This window comes from Streptomyces sp. NBC_01352 (genome assembly GCF_036237295.1).
GTDB classification, from domain to species: domain Bacteria; phylum Actinomycetota; class Actinomycetes; order Streptomycetales; family Streptomycetaceae; genus Streptomyces; species Streptomyces plumbiresistens.
Window position 1 is genome coordinate 344,367 of record NZ_CP108354.1, and the last position, 17,331, is coordinate 361,697.

Here is a 17,331-nt window from a genome sequence, read left to right on the forward strand (position 1 = left end):
CTCCTTCAAGCGTCGGCTGTCTTCAGCGGGCGACGTAGCCGCCGTCCACGGGGAGGGCGACACCCACGACGAAACCCGCCCCGGGGCTGCACAGCCACAGGACCGCCTGGGCGATTTCCTCAGCGGTGCCGAGCCGGTTGACGGGCTGATTGGCCTCGGCCTCGGCGCGGTCGAGTTCCCCCTTGGCGATCATGTCACTGACCATAGGGGTGTCGATGGTGCCGGGGCAGACGGCGTTGACGCGGATGCCGCGCGGGGCGTATTCGAGGGCGGCGCTGGCGGTCAGGCCGATGACTCCGTGTTTGGAGGCGTGGTACGAGGCGCGGCCGGGGAGACCGACCAGACCGCCGAGTGACGAACAGTTGACGATCGCGCCGCTGCCCTGGGCCCGCATGTGCCGCAGTTCGTGTTTCATGCAGGCCCACACACCGCGGAGGTTGATGGCGTTGACACGGTCGAACCGTTCGGCGGGTTCGTCGGCTGCGTCACTGGGCGGGATCTGGATGCCGGCGTTGTTGTAGGCCATGTCGAGGCGGCCGAAGGTCTCCACGGTGCGGTCGACGGCGGCTGCGACCTGGTCCTCGTCGCTGACGTCGCAGGTGAGGGCGAGGGCTTGGTGGCCGGCGTCAGTGAGTTCCTTCGCGGCCGCGTTCAGGGCCGCTTCGTCGATGTCGGTGAGGGCGACGGCGGCTCCAAACTGGGCGAACGCGCGGGCGGTCGCCAGACCCATACCGGCGCCGGCCCCGGTGACGAAGGCGACCTGGCCGGTGAAGTCGTACGTGGGGTTCACGTCCTGTTGTCCCTTCAGGTGCGGAGGTGCGGCGATGCGAGTGGCGTCGAGGCTGCCCGGATGGGCTGCGGCGCCATGACGCCTTGTCATGAGCCGCTGTCAGACGGTTTGGCCACCGTCGACGACCGGGCGTGGCCGGTGGTGAAGAAGGCGGCGTCCGAGCAGAGCCGGAGCACGGCGGCTGCTGTTTCTTCCGGTGTGCCGAGGCGTCCGATCGGCTCGTCCGCGATCAGGGCGTCCCGTCCTCCGGGTGTGCTTTCGGCGAAGCGCCGGATCATCTCGGTCTCGATGATGCCGAGGCAGACGGCCTTGACCCGGAGGTTCGACGCCGCGTAGCCGAAGGCGGCGGAGCGGGTCAGGCCGATGACGCCGTGCTTGGCCGCGGCGTAGGCCGGCTGTCCCTTGAAGCCCTTGACGCTGGCGCCTGACGAGGCGTTGACGATCGTACCGGCCCCCTGCTGGAGCATCAGTGGGGATCTGGTACTTCATGCACAGGAACATCCCGGTCAGGCTGACGCCGATGGCGCGGTCCCACTCGTCCTTCGCGATGTCCGCGGCCGGCTTGACCGGCTGCTCGATGCCGGCGTTGTTGAAGGCGACGTCCAGCCGTTCGAACGCCTGGACGGTGCCGTCCAGCGCGGACTGCACATCGTCTTCGCTGGTGACGTCACAGGCGAGGGCCAAGGCCTGTCCGCCCGCCTCCTCGATGAGCCGTGCGGTCTCCCCCAGGCCGTCCGGGGACCGGTCCACGAGGGCGACACGGGCGCCTCCCCGGGCGAAGGCGACGGCAGTGGCGCGGCCGATGCCGGCTCCGGTCACGGAGGCCAGCTTGCCGGTGAGGGCCTCGTTGGTCACGGTCATGGGCAGAGTCCTCTCGCATGCTGGTGCGTCGTCGGGTACGTTTCGGCAGTTCGCGGATCCGGGCGTGAGTCAGTGCTGCGACGGCACCTGCGCGGGTTTGTCGCGTCGCGTGTGCGTGGTAGCGCTGCTCCGGGCCACGATCCGGCCCTTGCGGGAAGAGCCGTGGACGGCGAGGGCGATCAGGGGCAGAAGGGTGAGGGCGGCGATGACGGTGCCGACCAGGGGCGGTCCGGTCAGGCCGAGAGAGGAGTCCAGGGCCGTGCCGGCGAGCGCCGAGCCGGCGGCGATACCGGTGTTGAAGGCGGAGGTCGTCAGCGCCGAGGTGAGGGTGGGGGCGTCGCCCGCGCAGCGCATTGCGAGGGCGGTGACCACCGGGTTGACCGTGAAGCCGGTCAGGCCCATGAGGAACACGAGGAGGGTGGCTGTCACCGGGTTGCCGGACAGCGGGATCATCAGGAGCAGGATCAGGGCGGTGGCCGCGGCGGCCGTGATGGTGGTGTCCATCGGACGCCGGTCGCCCAGGCGGCCTCCCGTGGTGGTGCCGCCCAGGGCGCCGACGCCGAAGGCGATGAGGACGAGCGGTACGGCGCCTTCGGGGATGCCCGCGCGGTCGGTCAGTAGCGGCGTGACATAGGTGTACGTCGCCAGGACGCCGCCCATGATCAGCATCGCGGCGCCGAGCGCCAGCCACAGCGGGCCCTGCCGCAGCGCCCGCACCTCGGCCCGGACGGACACCTCGGCGCGCTGCTCCTGGGCGGGGATGAAGCGGCCGATGGACACGGCGGCGAGTCCGGAGAGGACGGCCAGGGCCCAGAAGGGGCCGCGCCAGCCGGTGAACTGCCCGGCGAAGGAGCCGATCGGCACGCCGACGACGTTGGCCAGGGTCAGGCCGCCGATCATGACACCCGTGGCGCGGGTGGCGTTGTGCTGGCCGGCGGCGGTGGTGGCGACGACGAAGCCGACGGACCAGAACGCGCCGGTGGCCAGGGCGGTGACGGCGCGGGCGGCGAGGACGACCGTGAAGGACGTGCTGAGGGCGGCGACCAGATGTCCGAGGCAGAACACGGACAGGGCCAGGATCAGCGTCCGGCGCTGGGGAAGGCGCAGGGTCGCCATGGCCATGGTCGGCGCCCCGACGATCATGCCGATGGCGAAGGCGGTGATCAGCAGGCCGGCGTGGGAGACGCCGACTCCGAGGTCACCGGCCAGCTCCGGCAGCAGGCCGGCGACGACGAACTCGGTGGTCCCCATCAGGAACGTGCCGGCGGCGAGCACCCAGACGACGAAGGGCAGCTTGCCGGGGGTGGTCCCGGATGCGGAAGGCATGCGTGGGGTCTCTCCTTGCGTGGAAAACAGGGGATCATGGTGGCGGCTGAAGCCGTCGCGGCGGACAGTGGACGGCGCGGCCACGGGGGTGTCCCGTGAGGGGCGATCGGTGAGGGTCAGGGCGCGGCTTCGATGTTGATCTCGTCGGCGGTGGCGAGCTGCTCGGCGCCGCCATCGGCCATGTGCCCGAGGATGACCAGGCCGGTCGCGTAGGGGGCGTCGCGGTAGTAGGTGGCGAGCTGGTTCCAGGGCGCGTAGTACGCCAGGTCACCGACATCGGGGTCGGCGCCTTCCAGGGCACCGGAGGTCGACAGCTTCCGGGGCAGATCGGCGATCTTCTCGGCCTGGTTGAGGTCGCGCAGGGAGAGAGTCAGGGGGAGCTGGGCGGCGAAGTCGCGGGCGGTGGGGCTGTCGTTCAGGGTGGCGTCGACGGGGCGGCCGTCGAGGGTGACCCGGATGTCCATGGCGGTGTTCCTGTCGGACGGTGTCGTGGCTGCCGGGGCCGTCGAAGCCCGCGGCGACGCGGGCTTGGAGGCGGAGGAGGCGGCGGAGGCGGGCGGGGAATCGTCGGCGCAGGCGGTCATGACCAGCAGCAGGGCGGCGGCCGGGCCCGCGCGGGCGAGAGCGCGAAGCGGGGAGAGGTTCACGTGGTCGTCCAGGGGCTAGGCGGGCAGAGGCTCGGCGTAGTGGCGGAAGCCATCCCGCTTGGTGTGGATGTCGTACAGGCGCTCGGCCAGCACGTCGGGGCTGCTGTGCTCGGCGTCGGGCCGGATCGCTCCGGGAATGATCAGCTGGGCGGCGTGGATGTTCTCCCCCGCGAGCGTGTCGTGCAGCATGCGGGCGTAGGCGCTCTCGGCAGCGAAGGCGATCGAGGTGCCGGCGACCTTCGGATTGGGTCGTACGGCGCTGGAGCCGTTGACGAACAGCAGGGTGCCGCGGCCCAGTTCCCGCATGCCGGGCAGGACGGCGTGCACGCCGGCGACAGGGCCCTTGACGGAGAAGGCGAGCGGGGCGTCCAGGTCGTCGGCGCTCGTGTCGAGGACCGGCTTGATGAAGTCGGCGCGGGGCACGGGGCTGTACTGGAGGATCTCGACAGTGCCCAGGTCGGCCGCGGCCACGTACAGGGCCGCGGTCAGGGACTCGATGTCGAGGACGTCGGCCGTGTAGCCGCGCGCTTGGACGTCGTCACGGGCGAGGTCGGCTGTCAGACCGTCCAGCTTCTTCGCGTCGCGGGCGATGAGGGCGACGGTGTGGCCGGCGGCTCCAAAGCGGCGGGCGGTGGCCAGTCCGAGACCGGGTCCGGCACCGATGAGGGCGAAGGTGGTCATGGTCAGTCCTTGTGCGAGCGGGGTTGGCTGCCGGTCCTGGGGCCGGACCGCGTCGGTGCGGCCCCGGGTGTGGACGCGTCTGCGCTCAGGGCCTGAGCAGGGTCTTGATGGCGCGGCGCTCGTCCATGGCCTTGTAGCCTTCGGCGACCTGGTCCAGGGGCAGGGTGAGGTCGAAGACCTTGCCCGGGTTGATCCGGCCGGTAATGACTCGGTCGATCAGGTCGGGCAGGTAGCGGCGTACGGGGGCGGGACCACCGCGCAGGCCGACATGGGAGAAGAACAGCTCCTGGCCGTCGATGGCCACCTCGTGCGGGACGCCGACGAAGCCGACGTTGCCGCCGGGGCGGGTGGAGTGCAGGGCCTGCCGCATGGACTCGGCGGTGCCGACGCACTCCAGCACGGAGTCGGCGCCGATGCCGCTGGTGAGCTCCTTGACGCGGGCGACGCCTTCGTCGCCGCGTTCGCTGATGATGTCGGTGGCGCCGAACTCCAGGGCGAGCTTCTGGCGGGATGCGTGCCGGGACATGGCGATGATCCGCTCCGCACCGAGTTCCTTCGCGGCGATGACACCGCACAGGCCGACCGCGCCGTCGCCGACCACGACAGCCGTCGAGCCGGGCTTCACCTCGGCGGCGAGGGCGGCGTACCAGCCGGTGCCCATCACGTCCGAGACGGCGAGCAGGCTGGGCACCAGCTCGGCATGCGGGTGCCCGTCGGTGGCGACGAGGGTGCCGTGGGCGTTGGGGATGCGCACGTAGTCGGCCTGGCAGGTGCTCATGAACTCGCGGTTCAGACAGGCGGACTGCCAGCCGCCCTGGCAGTTCGCGCAGGTGTTGTCCGAGGTCGCGAAGGAACCGACCACGAACTGGCCCGGCGCGACGTTGGTGACCTCGCTGCCCACCTCCTCGACGATGCCGACGTACTCGTGCCCCATCGGGTGCGGGTCGCCGATGGGTTCCGCGCCCCGGTAGGGCCACAGGTCCGAGCCGCACACACAGGTGGCGACCGTACGGATGACGGCGTCGGTCGGCTGGAGGATCTTCGGGTCGTCCAGGGTCTCGAAGCGCACATCGCCGGGGGCGTGAATGACTGCTCCGCGCATGGGATCTTCCTTCGGTGCGGGGATCGGTGAGCCGCAGCCATCGTGAGGAACGACTGCTCACGATCGAGCCTCACCCGCGAGGGCAGGCGCGAAAAGCGGAGAGAAACATCCCAGGAAGGAAACATCCGGGGAGGAAATTCTCCCCCCTTACGCAGGTGCGATCGATGTCATCCTGGGCAGCATGACCGCCAACCTTCCCCTCAATGAGCTGGGAGAATTCCTCAAGAAGCGCCGCTCCGAGCTGAGCCCTCGCACGGTCGGCCTCCCCGAGACCGACAGGCCCCGCCGGGTGGAGGGGCTGCGCCGCGAGGAGGTCGCCCAGCTCGCCAGCATCAGCACCGACTACTACACCCGACTCGAACAAGGCCGTATGCAGGCATCGGCGCCCGTGCTGGACGTCCTCGCCCGGGTCCTCCACCTGGACGACGACGAGCGGGGCTACCTCTTCCAGCTCGCCGGCAAGACCAGCACCCGTACCCGGCGGCGCGGCCGGCAGAAGGTCCAGCCGCAGTTGCAGCGGGTCCTGGACGACCTCACCGCCACACCCGCCATCGTGCAGGGCAGGCGCGGCGACATCCTGGCCTGGAACGCGCTGGCCGCCGCACTGGTCACCGACTTCTCCCGCCTCGCGGAAAAGCATCGCAACTACCCGCGGATCATCTTCACGGATCCCGCCATGCGCACCCTGTACGCCGACTGGGAGAGCTCCGCGCACATCGCCGTCGCCCAACTACGTATGGAGGCCGCGAAGTATCCCGAGGATCCCCGCCTGATCGAGCTGGTCGGTGAACTGTCCATGCGGGACAAGCAGTTCGCCCGCTGGTGGGGCGATCACCACGTCGCCGCCCGCACCGTGGGCACGAAGACACTGAACCATCCCGTCGTCGGCGAACTCGTCCTGGACTGGGACACCCTCACCGCCAACACCGACCCCGACCAGCACCTCACCGTCTGGACCGCCGGGCCCGACTCCCCCACCCACGAACGCCTGCGCATCCTGGCCTCCTGGGCCGCCGACCAGGACCTGCCGGCCTCCTCCCCCGTCAGCTGACCGAGACGGGCCGCCGCCATGAAGGCGGCTGGAAGAGCTAAGGCATCGTCTCAGTTGGTGCATCGGCGGTAGCAGATAAGGGTGCTGGCGATGCCGACGAAGGCGGGGAAGTGCTCTGCCTTGCGCTCGTAGCGGCGGTGCAGGCGCCGACATCCGTTGAGCCAGGACATGGTCCTTTCTCCACGACTCAGCGATGCCGGCCCAGGCGGTTGGAAGGTTCGATGCCGCGGCGGGCGATGCGGGGAGCGATCTGGCGGCGGCGCAGCCAGTCGCGCAGATGGTCGAAGCCGTAGCCTTTGTCCGCGTGCAGCTTGGCCGGGCGGCGGCGCCTTGGCCCGTAGCGGGAGCGGATCGCCGGGATGCCGCGCATCAGCGGGATCAGGGCCTGGCTGTCGTGCAGGTTGGCACCGGAGATGCCCACCGAGATCGGCAGGCCGTTGCGGTCACCAGATGACGTGGATCTTCGACCCGAGCTTGCCGCGATCGGTCGGATTCGGTCCGGTCAAGGGCCCCCTTTGGCCGCCCGGACACTGGCCGAGTCAATTGCGCACCGGGACCAGTCCAGCTCGTCGTTCGCGCCGAGTCGATCCAGCACCACGCGGTGCAACGTTGCCCACACCCGGGCCTTGGACCAGCCAGTAAAGCGCCGATGGACCGTTTGCCAGGAGGCGCCGAAGACCGGCGGTAGCTGCCGCCAGGTGCAGCCCGACGTGGCGACGAAGATGATCGCTGCAAGAACCGCGCGGTCGTCACACCGCCGCCGACCGCCGCCCTGGGCACGCACGGGCGGCTCTGGCGCCACGTCCTGGAAGATCTCCCAGAGTCCGTCCGTCCGGTACCAGCTGCTCAACTATGCCCATGCCAGAGCAACGAGCCTTGGCCTCCCGAGGCACCGTTTTACCCGGGTGCCTACGACCCGCCCGTTCTTCTACTCTGTGCCGGGACGGCTGAGCAGGGGGATTAGCGATGAGCATGTACTTCGACATCGGTGACGAGACGCTGTGGAACCCGTCGAACGGTGCCGGCCGCCTCTTCCTACGGCAGGTCGAGGTCTTTGAGGCGGAGCTCAATCTGCCATCAGGAATCGGCCAGGGAAAATATTGGGGCGACCCGGACACACTCGAGGTCGATCCGGCCGTATACGCCGAGTTCGCACGCGGCCTGGTCGCCTGGCACTGCCGGACGGGGCACGCCGTGATCCTCGCGCTCTCCGAGGGGTTCGTGGCGACGGCGGTCGCGCTCGCGCGGCGCGCGGGAATCGAGGTGGAGATGCCCGAACTGGGGCCCGGTGAGGTGTGTGGTGGCGTCCAGCACGAGGTGCAGGTTCCCGCCAGTCCCCGGACCGGCTCAGCCGCCGTCGTCACCGCGCTGGACACGCGGGCGCGGGAGATGGACCGCTGGATGGCCCGCTGAGCCAGTGCGCCCAGGACTGCTCCTTGGCGACCCAACCCCCTGGGCCAGCTTGCCGTTTCTGCCTCTTGCTGGACCCCAACTGAGACGTCCTCTAAAAGCACCGCAGATTACACCTGTCGGGGCCAGGTTATCTGATCGGCTTTTCTATAGCAGGACGGCTGAGGGGGAGAGTTTTCTCCCCGGATCCGCTACTCCCAGGAAGAAAAACTCCCCTTACAAGCAACAAAGGCAGATTCCAGCTTGGGTTACCCATAACGGTGACCCATAACTATGGGCGACGCGGCAGACAAATGAACGGAAGCACCGGCCCGTTCGCTATGAAGGGCGAAACCGATGACCAGTCAGGACGAAGTCGGCGGCTTTCTCATCACGAGGCGGGCGAGAAGCGCAGGGCGAACTCGACCGGTCCGAGGCCGCGGCGGCCCAGCCGATCGGCCGGCTCGGCCACGCGGATGAGGTCGCCGCGGCGGTGCTCTGGTTGTGCAGCCCGGGAGCGAGCTTCGTGGTCGGCGTCGCCCTTCCCGTCGACGGTGGCTACGTCGCTCGATGACGTCGCCTCATGACCGCCGTGAGGCGGCCGCGTCGGTGAAGTCCTGGCTCCGCGGCGACGCCGGAGCCGGTCGTGGCCCGTGCGCCACACCGTCGTCAGCTCGCCGCGCCAGGGGCGAGCGAGTTCCCGTCAGCCACCCAGGCCGCGAGGAGGCGCAGCCGGTCGTGCGTGGGCGTGCCGGGTGCGGCGGTCCAGATGGTCAGTTGCTGATCGGGGTCGGTGCTGCAGGTGAGGGTGTCCCATTCGAGGACGAGCTCGCCGACGGCCGGATGGTTCAGCGTCTTCGCACCGACCCGTCGGGCTGCCACGTGATGCTCGGCCCACCACCGCCGGAAGTCCGCGTCTCGCTCCGACAACTCTGCGACCAGCGCGACGAGCGTCGGGGAGTCGGGGTCGCGAGCCGCCTCCATGCGCAGTTGCGCAACGGACATACGGGCCGCGCCCTCCCAGTCGGCGTAGAGGCCCCTCATACGGTCGGAGAAGATCATCTTCGCGTAGTTGCGATCCTTCTCCGGGATCTTTCCGAAGTCCCCGACCAGCGCAGCCCCCATCTCGTTCCAGGCCAGGACGTCCGTCTGGCGCCCGAGGACCACGGCCGGGATGGAGGCGAGGTCGTCGAGCAGTCGCTGCAGCTGCGGGTTGACGACCTGCACCTCGGGTCGGCGCGGGCGGCCGGTCGCCTTGCCCGCGAGCTCGAAGGCGTACTCCCGCTGGTCGTCGTCGAGCTTCAGGACCCGGGCGAGGGCAGCCAGAACGGGTTCGGACACGTCGATGCGACCCTGTTCCAGCCGTGTGTAGTAGTCCGTACTGATCGCGGCCAGCAAGGCCACTTCCTCCCGGCGCAGCCCCGGTACCCGGCGCGGGGCTCCCGAGTCGGGCAGTCCGACTGACCGGGGGGTCAGCTCGGCACGCCGGGTTTTCAGGAATTCGCCCAGCTCATGGGCTGCGCTGTCGGTCATGTCAGCCAGTCTCCCAAGGATGGGGCCCCATGGCGGAGCGGAGTCCCGGTAGCTCGGACCTTCTGGTTGCGCCCTTGCGGGAGGAAGGTCCACAGGTCAGGCGGGAACGGCGGTCACGGCTCCGCGAGGGCGCGGGGCTGGGTTTCGGGGACGTTGCCCGCGGCACCATTCGTCCGGTTCACGGGCCCTCCGGCGGCTGTGGCTGGTACGTGGACCAGCTCGGCGACCGCACGGCTCGCGTCGCCGACGTGGGGCGAGCCGTTGTTCACCGGGGATCCGGTGGCGCGTCCCACACCGGCGCGTACGGCTATCTCTTCGCGTCCGGGCCGGCCGTCGGCCGGGGCGGGCACCGGGCGGTGGATCGGGCCTGTTCCCTGGGAGAGAGGCAGGCCGCTGCCGAGGTTGGCGGAGGCGATGATCTCGGCCACGATGGAGACGGCCGTCTCTTCCGGTGTGTGAGCCCCGAGGTCCAGGCCGATCGGGGAGCGCAGGCGGGCGATGTGTTCGTCGGACAGGCCCTGTTCGCGCAGGAGGCTCAGACGCTGTTCGTGGGTGCGCCGCGATCCCATGGCCCCGACGTAGCCGACCGGCAGGTCGAGGGCCAGCCGGAGCAGGGGGATGTCGAACTTGGCGTCGTGGGTGAGGACGCATACGGCGGTACGGCGGTCCACGGCCGTGTGCTCCAGGTACCGGTGGGGCCAGTCGACCACCACCTCGTCCACGTCCGGGAAGCGAGCAGCGGTGGCGAAGACGGGACGTGCATCACACACGGTGACCCGGTAGCCCAGGAAGGCCCCGGCCCGGCTGAGCGCGGCGGCGAAGTCGACGGCGCCGAAGATCAGCAGGCGGGGGCGGGACGCCGCCACATGGACGAGGACGGACAGCCGGTCCGGGCAGGTGTCGGCGTCTCCGCCCAGCTCGACGCGGGCGGTACGTCCCGACCGGAGCAGGGCGGCCGCCTGTGCGGTCACCACGCGGTCGGTCAGCCCTCCGTCCAGGGTTCCGTAGGAGGCGGTGCCGTCGGCAAGGACGCACACCGTGCGGCCCAGCAGGTGGTGCGGGCCGTCGACCACCTGCGCCATGGCGGTGGGCCTGCCCTGGACGATGTCGTCCAGGGCGACGCCGAGATGGGGGTCGGCGGCGGGGTCGACGCGCTGGACGAGGACGTCGAGTTCGCCGCCGCAGGTCAGCCCGACGGCGAAGGCGTCGTCGTCGGAGTAGCCGAACCAGGCACGCTGCGGGACGCCGCGGTCGTCGAGAACCTGCCGGCACAGCTCGTAGACCGCGCCTTCGACGCAGCCGCCGGAGATGCTGCCGACCGCGTTGCCGTCCTCGTCGACAGCGACCGAGGTACCGACCGGCAACGGTGCGCTGCCGGTGACGCCGACGACGGTGGCCAGGGCGAAGGGGCGTGCCTCGCGGCACCAGTGCTGCAGTGTGTCCGCGATGTTGAGCATGGGGCTTCTCCGTGGTTCGCCGTGGGGGCATGGGGCGGGCCGCCGCCGCGCCTACGGGGAGTGCATGGGCGGCGGCGACCCTGGGGAGGTCCGGCAGTCGGACGGGGGACCGGCTGCCGGACCGGTCAATGGACGTGCCGACGTGCTGGGGTCAGAGCAACGCCTCGGCCGTGATGGGCAGTTCACGCACCCGCCGTCCAGTGGCGTTGAAGACCGCGTTTCCGATCGCGGCCGCCACACCCACCTGCACGACCTCACCGAGCCCCTTCACGCCCAGAAGGTTGCCGTCGTTGTCCTCGCCGTCCAGATAGATCGCCCTGACCTCGGGGACGTCGGCGTTCACCGGGACGAGGTAGTCGGCGAGGTTGGCGTTCACGATCCGGCCGTCGCGGTGGTCGGTGACGGTGTGTTCCAGCAGGGCGGTGCCGATGCCGCCCACGATGCCGCCGAACGCCTGACTCTCGGCCAGCTTCGGGCTGATGATCCGGCCCGCGTCGTACACCCCGAGCATCCGCCGCACCCGCACCAGACCCAGGGCCGCGTCCACGGCGACCTCCGCGAAGGTCGCGTTGTAGGCGAAGTAGGAGCGCCGCGCGGGACTGGGCGCCCCGGCATATTCTCCCCGTGCTTCCAGATGGGTGCGGTCGTGGCGGGTCAGCAGGCTGCGGTAGCTCTCACCGCGTGCCGGGTTGCCCTGCACGTGCAGCCGACCGCTGCGCACCACCACATCCTTGGCGTCCACCCCGTACAGCGGCGACTCGCGGTCCTCGACGGCCAGCCGGATCGCCTGCTGCCGCACCTGGTTGCAGGCGTCGACGACTGCCGAGCCGACACTGGCCATGGTCGCCGAGCCACCGTGCGGCGACGTCGGCGGATACAGCGAGTCGCCGAGCCGGAAGGTCACCGTACGCATGGTCAGCCCGAGGGCGTCCGCGGCCACCTGAGTCTGCGAGGTGTAGGTGCCCGGCCCCATGTCACTGGTGGCCGCCTCGACCACCGCGGTGCCGTCGGCGTCCAGCCGGGCCCGGGCCTGCGCGGGAAAACGCCCGCAGTCATAGACGCCGGCGGCCATGCCCAAGCCGATCAGCCAGTCGCCCTCGCGTCGCGACCGCGGCCGCGACGAGCGCCGCTGCCAGCCGAACTCGCGGGCACCCACGGTGTAGCACTCACGCAGCCGCCGGCTGGAGAACGGCAGGTTGCTCGCCTCGTCCTCGCTGGGTTCGTTGCGCCGACGCAACTCGATCGGATCGATGCCGAGCCGGTCCGCGAGCTCGTCCATGGCCGACTCGATCGCGAACGACGCCGAGGCGAAGCCGGGGCCACGCATCCAGATCGGGGTGTTCACGTCCAGCGGCACCGTCCGGTACGCCTGGCTGACGTTGGGCATGCTGTAGGTCATCTGCCCCGCGCCCATGACGGCCTCGGTGAACGTCTCGTACGAGGAGGTCTCGGCGTCGATGTCATGGATCGCCGCGGACAGCCGGCCGCGCCGATCACTGCCCAACCGCAGCCGGTACGCGTACGACGGCCTGAAGCCGGTACCGAAGTACATCTGCCGGCGGCTCAGCACCAGCTTCACCGGACGGCCTGTCACCCGCGCGGCCAGCGCGGCGACCACGGTGTGCGGCCAGCACCGCAGCCCGCTGCCGAAGCCGCCGCCGACGAACGGGTTGATGACGCGCACCGACTCCGCGGGCAGGTCGAACACGGCGGCGAGCTCGTCGTGCGTGCCCATCACCCACTGGGTCTTGTCCCACACGGTCAGCCGGTTGCCGTCCCAGCGGGCGATGGTGGCGTGCGGCTCCATCGGGTTGTGGTGGTTGCGCGCCAGCTGGTAGGTCACATCCAGCCGCACGGGTGCGGAGCGCAGGCCGGCTTCCGCGTCGCCGCGCGCGTAGTCCGTCGGCTTGTCCGGCTCGGCCTCGTGCAGGTCGGTGGAGGGCTCTTCTGCGTCGTAGCGGACCTTGACCAGACTCGCGCCGTGCTGCGCGGCCTCCAGGGTCGTGGCCACGACAACGGCGACCGGCTGACCGTGGAAGAGCACCCGGTCGTCCTGGAACACCCGCAGCCTGCGCCCGGGTGGGTTGTTCGACCCGGCGTTGTCGCGGTACGGCAGCTTCGGCGCGTTGCGGTGACTGATCACTCGCAGCACACCCGGGTGCTTCTCGGCGTCACCGGTGTCGACCGAGGTGATACGGCCGCGTCCGATGCTCGCGTCGACGATCACGGCGTGCACCGCCCCGTCCACGTCGTGCTCGGCGGCGTACTGCGCCTTGCCGGTGACCTTCAGCCGGCCGTCCACCCTCGACAGCGGCGCACCCACGGCGGCCTGCGGCTGGGGGCTCACTTGGTACCTCCTACGACGCGCAGCTGACGCTCGACGGTCCGTTTCAACAGCTCGACCTTGAACCGGTTGTGCTGCAGCGGGCGGGCTCCTTCGGCGGCTCGCTCAGCGGCTGCCGCCCACAACGACTCCGAGGGACGCTCACCGACCAGATGCTGCTCGACGGCGGGCAGCTTCCACGGCACCGTGCCCACTCCCCCGGCGGCCACCTTCGCCTCCCGGATCACCCCGCCACGCACGTGCAGAGCCACGGCCGCCGACGTAAGGGCGAACTCGTAGGACTGCCGGTCGCGCACCTTCAGATAGCCGGACTTCAGCGGACGGGGAAGAGCGGGAATCTCCACGGCGGTGATCAACTCACCTTGCTTCAGGGCCTGTTCACGTTGAGGGGTACTCCCCGGTCGCAGCAGGAAGTCGGCGAAGGGCACGGTGCGCTCGCCCTCCGGGCCCAGCAGGTGCACCCGCGCCTCCAGCGCCGCGAACGCCACGGCGACGTCCGAGGGATGAGTGGCCGCACAGGCGCCGGACGTACCGAGAATGGCGTGCGTGCGGTTGAAGCCCTCCAGCGCGGCACAACCCGAGCCCGGCTCGCGCTTGTTGCAGTCGGCGGTCACATCACGGAAGTACGTGCACCGGGTGCGCTGCATGATGTTGCCGCCGATGGTCGCCATGTTCCGCAGCTGCGCCGACGCACTCAGCTCCAGGGCCTCGGAGACGACCGGGTACGTGGTGCGTACCTTCCGGTTCGCGGCCGTCTCAGCCATGCTCACCAGCGCACCGATGCGCAGGCCGCCGCGCTCGGTGACCGTGACCTCGCGCAACGGCAGGCCGGTGATGTCGACCAGGGTCTCGGGGCGCTCGACGGTCTCCCGCATCAGGTCGACGAGGGTGGTGCCGCCGGCGATGTAACGGCCGCCGTGCCGACCGGCGTCGAGTGCCTCACGGGTGTCGGAGGCCTTGGTGAAGGAGAAAGGATGCATTGCCCCTACTTCCCGGCGGTCTGCTCGACCGCGCGCACGATCTTCACGTAACAGCCGCAGCGGCAGATGTTGCCGCTCATCCACTCCCGGATCTCCTCCGGTGAACCGGTGTGACCCTCCTGGATGCAGCCGACCCCGGAGACGATCTGGCCCGGTGTGCAGTAGCCGCACTGGAAGGCGTCCTGCTCGATGAACGCCTGCTGCAGCGGGTGCAGTTCGTCGCCGTCGGCCAGGCCCTCGATCGTGGTGACCTCAGCACCTTCCAGACGTGCCGCCAGGGTCAGGCAGGAGTTGACGCGCCGGCCGTCGACCAGGACGGTGCACGCGCCGCAGGCGCCGGCGTTGCAGCCCTTCTTGGAGCCGGTCAGACCGAAGTGCTCGCGCAGCAGGTCCAGGAGCGAGGTGCGGTTGTCGACCGTGACGGTTCGGCGAGAGCCGTTCACCGTCAGGGAGACGCGGCTCGTGGGTGCGGCCTCGTCGGCTGCCGCATCCTCCGCATCGATGAAGGTCGATCCGGCGATGAGACCGCCGGCGACGACGGCACCACCGACAGCAGTGGTCGTGGCGATGAACGTGCGCCGGGTGGGTGGTGCCGGGGACTCGGTGGAGTCGGAGGAGTCGGTGGGGGGCGGAACGTCTGGATCGGTGAACTCAGTGGAGGACATACATACGCTTTCGGACTCGGCGGGCGGGGACCTGGCCTGCGCATCGGCAGGGGCGGGGCGAATCCCGTGACGTCATCACCACCGGGCGCTATTCGCACGTGCTGCGAGGCCCGCGGTCGGTCACGCCGGGCAGTCTCGCATCATCGGCATCAGTTCTGGGAGGGAGAGTTTTCTCCCTGGATGTTCTTCTCCCAGGGGGAACTCCGCCGCCTTTTCCCGTCAGCGAGAAAGCTGTTGAATGCAAGCACGGAAGTACGGAAGCGGACAGTCGGTAAAGACGCAGGCGTATCAGGGAGCATCGGATGCACGTGCGGGCGGCTGCGCCGTCCAGGACGAGAGCAAGCGCAGGTTGTCGTGCGATGCCGTACCGGGTTCGGCGGTCCAGATCACCAGTTGCTGCTCGGCATCGGTGGTGCAGGTGAAGCTGTCCCAGTCGAGGGTGATCTCCCCGACGAGCGGTGCCGCAGAGTCTTTGTCCCCACGCTCAGCGCCGTGGCGTGCTCGGGCACCCCACCATCGCCGGAAGTCGGCGTCGGCCACGGACAGTTCACCCACCAGTTCGGCCAGCTGCGCGTCTCCAGGGCATTTGGCTCCCTCCATCCGCAGCTGCGTGACGCAGCATGGGCGACACGCTCCCAGTCCGCGTACAGCGCCCTCACCGCGGGCTCGGTGAAGAGGAGCCGAATGAAGTTCCGCTTCTTCCCCGGCAGCAGGGCGAAGTCGGTGAACAGGTTGGCGGCCGACGGGTTCCACGCGAGGATGTCCATGTACCGCCCCAGTACCAGCGCCGGGGCGAAAGGGATGTCGTCCAGGAACCGTTGCACCTGGGGCTGGACCTTCTGCGCCGGCCGTCGACAGACCTTGACCCCCACCTTGCCGGCCAGCTCGAACAGGCGATCTCGCTGTTCGTCGTTCAGGTGCAGGACGCGGACGAGCGTCGCGCGCACGGCCGCCGACGGCCCTGCGCGCCCCTGCTCCAGACGGGTGTAGTGAAAGCTGCTGAGCCCGGCCAACCGGGCGACCTCGTCCTGCCGCAGACCCGGCACTCTTCGTGGCCCTCCGGTCTCCGGCAGCCCGACCGTGCGCGGACTCAATTCCGCTCGCCGGGCTTTGAGGAATTCACCCAGCTCCTGCAAATGTATGCTGCTTTCCACGCAAGTAACTGTCGCATGAAACCATCGAGTTGTGACGGGGTCGATTTTATCCCAGGATGCCCTACCCTCCCGGAAATTCACGCCACCCGGCTGCCGACAGCTCACGGACGTACTCCCGAGATGGAACTCTCCCCTCTTGCGGGCAGACGCGACACTGGCAGCGAGGTATGGGCAGGGCCGGAGACCAGCTCCGGCCACCGAATTCTTTCCGGAACCCCTACACCCCGATGCCTGTGGCGGTGTACCGGCATCCCTGCCCGCGATCGTAATTGCCCACCCATTTGGCGGCGTGAAGGAGCAGACGGCTGATCCCTATGCGCGACGGCTGGCCGCCCTCGGCTTCGCCGCCCTCGCTTTCGACGCGGCCTTTCAGGGCGAGGGCGAAGGGGGCCACGCTTCTTGGAAGATCCCTTCCAGCGCGCCGAGGACGTCACCAACGCCGTCAGCTACCTGACCACGCGTCAGGAGGTCTGTCCGGGCCGCATCGGCGTGCTGGGCATCCGCACCGGCGGCGGCCACGTCGTGGACGCCGCCGCGACCGACCACCGCGTCAAGGCCGTCGCCACCGTCAGCTGGCTCCGGTGACTTTCCGCGAGGATGAGTCCGTCGGCGGAGCACAGGCGGCGGCCGGCCATCGCTGGATGAGGGTGAAGGGCGCACGACCATCCGGGCGTCGACCGCGTGGCGTGCCGTTGACCGTGGTGCGTGTGGTGTGCCCTGAGATCTCGTGACAGTTCACCTGTGAAGGAGACATACGGCATGTTCGGACAGTCGCAGGCGTTCAGCGGCTTCGCGGTCGACGACCTTGGCGAGGCCCGCCGGTTCTACGGTGAGACTCTCGGTCTCCAGGTGGAGGAGACCGGGCAGGGGGACATGGCGATGCTGACCCTCACCCTCGGCAGCGGCGCACGTGTCTTCGTCTACCCGAAGGAGGCCCACACCCCCGCAACGTTCACGATTCTCAACTTCCCTGTGGACGACATCGAGGCCGCCGTCGATGAACTGGAGCGGCGCGGCGTGAGCCTTGAGCGCTATCCCGGGTTCGACCATGACGGGAAGGGCGTGGTCCGCGTCGGTGACGGCGGCCCTGCGGCGATCGCCTGGTTCACCGACCCCGCCGGGAACGTTCTCTCCGTGCTCCAGGAGCATTGACGATCGCGCCCGGTCCGGCATTGCCCGGATGTCGCTCTCCGACTGCGGGAACAGGCCGGGTAGCCCAGGGTGCCGCAGAGCCGCTGTGCTTCGAGTGGCACTTTGGGCGGGCGGCGGGCACGCGTGCTGGGAGTGGAGCGCGCGTGCCCGCCGTGGAAGCGCTGCGGGAGCTCTGAGCGATCGGCGTCACCGCCCCGGC

14 protein-coding genes and 5 pseudogenes are annotated in these 17,331 nt (G+C 69.8%); 5 read left to right on the forward strand and 14 right to left on the reverse strand.

Going from position 1 to position 17,331, the window contains the following annotated elements; all coding sequences use genetic code 11:
- Positions 1 to 22 precede the first annotated feature (22 nt).
- From OG252_RS01815 to OG252_RS01845, 7 genes and pseudogenes are all read right to left on the reverse strand, one after another.
- A complete protein-coding gene (locus tag OG252_RS01815; protein WP_329333154.1) occupies positions 23 to 790 on the reverse strand; it encodes an SDR family NAD(P)-dependent oxidoreductase in 768 nt (255 codons plus the stop codon).
- An 86-nt stretch (positions 791 to 876) separates the two neighbouring features.
- Positions 877 to 1,257 carry an SDR family oxidoreductase gene (locus OG252_RS01820; protein WP_329333156.1) on the reverse strand — a complete coding sequence of 127 codons (381 nt, stop codon included), beginning with the start codon at positions 1,255 to 1,257 and terminating at the stop codon, positions 877 to 879.
- 58 nt (positions 1,258 to 1,315) lie between these two features.
- Positions 1,316 to 1,651 (reverse strand): annotated as a pseudogene (locus OG252_RS01825) (SDR family NAD(P)-dependent oxidoreductase); the annotation flags it as partial.
- Positions 1,652 to 1,720: 69 nt separating this feature from the next.
- The gene (locus OG252_RS01830) at positions 1,721 to 2,977 is read right to left on the reverse strand and encodes an MFS transporter (RefSeq protein ID WP_329333158.1); all 1,257 of its coding nucleotides are present in this window, start codon (positions 2,975 to 2,977) and stop codon (positions 1,721 to 1,723) included.
- A gap of 116 nt (positions 2,978 to 3,093) precedes the next feature.
- Positions 3,094 to 3,624 carry a cyclophilin-like fold protein gene (locus OG252_RS01835; RefSeq protein WP_329333160.1) on the reverse strand — a complete coding sequence of 177 codons (531 nt, stop codon included), beginning with the start codon at positions 3,622 to 3,624 and terminating at the stop codon, positions 3,094 to 3,096.
- 15 nt (positions 3,625 to 3,639) lie between these two features.
- Entirely contained in the window at positions 3,640 to 4,305 is a 666-nt protein-coding gene (locus tag OG252_RS01840; protein WP_329333162.1) for an SDR family NAD(P)-dependent oxidoreductase, read from the reverse strand.
- Between the two features lie 85 nt (positions 4,306 to 4,390).
- Positions 4,391 to 5,407 carry a zinc-dependent alcohol dehydrogenase family protein gene (locus tag OG252_RS01845; protein ID WP_329333164.1) on the reverse strand — a complete coding sequence of 339 codons (1,017 nt, stop codon included), beginning with the start codon at positions 5,405 to 5,407 and terminating at the stop codon, positions 4,391 to 4,393.
- Positions 5,408 to 5,588: 181 nt separating this feature from the next.
- On the opposite strand from OG252_RS01845, the gene OG252_RS01850 reads away from it, so the two are divergent.
- Positions 5,589 to 6,458: a helix-turn-helix domain-containing protein gene (locus tag OG252_RS01850; RefSeq protein WP_266452472.1), complete on the forward strand. Its 870-nt coding sequence runs from the start codon at positions 5,589 to 5,591 to the stop codon at positions 6,456 to 6,458.
- Between the two features lie 50 nt (positions 6,459 to 6,508).
- Here OG252_RS01850 and OG252_RS01855 read toward each other — a convergent pair.
- Positions 6,509 to 7,308: pseudogene (locus OG252_RS01855) on the reverse strand (IS5 family transposase).
- Positions 7,309 to 7,424: 116 nt separating this feature from the next.
- On the opposite strand from OG252_RS01855, the gene OG252_RS01860 reads away from it, so the two are divergent.
- Both OG252_RS01860 and OG252_RS01865 read left to right on the forward strand, forming a co-directional pair.
- Positions 7,425 to 7,871, forward strand: coding sequence for a DUF6086 family protein (locus OG252_RS01860; protein ID WP_329333167.1), 447 nt, complete (start codon positions 7,425 to 7,427; stop codon positions 7,869 to 7,871).
- A gap of 388 nt (positions 7,872 to 8,259) precedes the next feature.
- Positions 8,260 to 8,421: pseudogene (locus tag OG252_RS01865) on the forward strand (SDR family oxidoreductase); the annotation flags it as partial.
- Between the two features lie 95 nt (positions 8,422 to 8,516).
- On the opposite strand, the gene OG252_RS01870 reads toward OG252_RS01865, so the two are convergent.
- From OG252_RS01870 to OG252_RS01895, 6 genes and pseudogenes are all read right to left on the reverse strand, one after another.
- On the reverse strand, positions 8,517 to 9,380 hold the full coding sequence (locus tag OG252_RS01870) for a helix-turn-helix domain-containing protein (RefSeq protein ID WP_329333169.1): 864 nt from the start codon (positions 9,378 to 9,380) through the stop codon (positions 8,517 to 8,519).
- Between the two features lie 113 nt (positions 9,381 to 9,493).
- Positions 9,494 to 10,837, reverse strand: coding sequence for an XdhC family protein (locus tag OG252_RS01875; RefSeq protein ID WP_443068378.1), 1,344 nt, complete (start codon positions 10,835 to 10,837; stop codon positions 9,494 to 9,496).
- Between the two features lie 151 nt (positions 10,838 to 10,988).
- On the reverse strand, positions 10,989 to 13,184 hold the full coding sequence (locus tag OG252_RS01880) for a xanthine dehydrogenase family protein molybdopterin-binding subunit (protein WP_266452466.1): 2,196 nt from the start codon (positions 13,182 to 13,184) through the stop codon (positions 10,989 to 10,991).
- A complete protein-coding gene (locus OG252_RS01885) occupies positions 13,181 to 14,161 on the reverse strand; it encodes an FAD binding domain-containing protein (protein ID WP_329333172.1) in 981 nt (326 codons plus the stop codon). Before OG252_RS01885 ends, OG252_RS01880 begins: the two co-directional genes overlap by 4 nt.
- Before the next feature lie 5 nt (positions 14,162 to 14,166).
- Positions 14,167 to 14,826 carry a (2Fe-2S)-binding protein gene (locus tag OG252_RS01890; RefSeq protein WP_266452462.1) on the reverse strand — a complete coding sequence of 220 codons (660 nt, stop codon included), beginning with the start codon at positions 14,824 to 14,826 and terminating at the stop codon, positions 14,167 to 14,169.
- 288 nt (positions 14,827 to 15,114) lie between these two features.
- Positions 15,115 to 16,178 (reverse strand): annotated as a pseudogene (locus tag OG252_RS01895) (helix-turn-helix domain-containing protein).
- A 40-nt stretch (positions 16,179 to 16,218) separates the two neighbouring features.
- Between OG252_RS01895 and OG252_RS01900 the strand changes: the two are divergent.
- Both OG252_RS01900 and OG252_RS01905 read left to right on the forward strand, forming a co-directional pair.
- Positions 16,219 to 16,553 (forward strand): annotated as a pseudogene (locus OG252_RS01900) (alpha/beta hydrolase); the annotation flags it as partial.
- Positions 16,554 to 16,739: 186 nt separating this feature from the next.
- Positions 16,740 to 17,132 (forward strand): VOC family protein, encoded by a 393-nt coding sequence (locus tag OG252_RS01905; protein ID WP_266452461.1) that lies wholly within the window; start codon positions 16,740 to 16,742, stop codon positions 17,130 to 17,132.
- Positions 17,133 to 17,331 lie beyond the last annotated feature (199 nt).

Excerpts from the sequence above, each read along its gene's own strand:
- OG252_RS01820 (WP_329333156.1), bottom strand. The coding sequence starts at position 1,257 with ATGCTCCAGCAGGGGGCCGGTACGATCGTCAACGCCTCGTCAGGCGCC.
- OG252_RS01830 (WP_329333158.1), bottom strand. The coding sequence starts at position 2,977 with ATGCCTTCCGCATCCGGGACCACCCCCGGCAAGCTGCCCTTCGTCGTC.
- OG252_RS01840 (WP_329333162.1), bottom strand. The coding sequence starts at position 4,305 with ATGACCACCTTCGCCCTCATCGGTGCCGGACCCGGTCTCGGACTGGCC.
- OG252_RS01845 (WP_329333164.1), bottom strand. The coding sequence starts at position 5,407 with ATGCGCGGAGCAGTCATTCACGCCCCCGGCGATGTGCGCTTCGAGACC.
- OG252_RS01850 (WP_266452472.1), top strand. The coding sequence starts at position 5,589 with ATGACCGCCAACCTTCCCCTCAATGAGCTGGGAGAATTCCTCAAGAAG.
- OG252_RS01860 (WP_329333167.1), top strand. The coding sequence starts at position 7,425 with ATGAGCATGTACTTCGACATCGGTGACGAGACGCTGTGGAACCCGTCG.
- OG252_RS01870 (WP_329333169.1), bottom strand. The coding sequence starts at position 9,380 with ATGACCGACAGCGCAGCCCATGAGCTGGGCGAATTCCTGAAAACCCGG.
- OG252_RS01875 (WP_443068378.1), bottom strand. The coding sequence starts at position 10,837 with ATGCTCAACATCGCGGACACACTGCAGCACTGGTGCCGCGAGGCACGC.
- OG252_RS01885 (WP_329333172.1), bottom strand. The coding sequence starts at position 14,161 with ATGCATCCTTTCTCCTTCACCAAGGCCTCCGACACCCGTGAGGCACTC.
- OG252_RS01890 (WP_266452462.1), bottom strand. The coding sequence starts at position 14,826 with ATGTCCTCCACTGAGTTCACCGATCCAGACGTTCCGCCCCCCACCGAC.
- OG252_RS01905 (WP_266452461.1), top strand. The coding sequence starts at position 16,740 with ATGTTCGGACAGTCGCAGGCGTTCAGCGGCTTCGCGGTCGACGACCTT.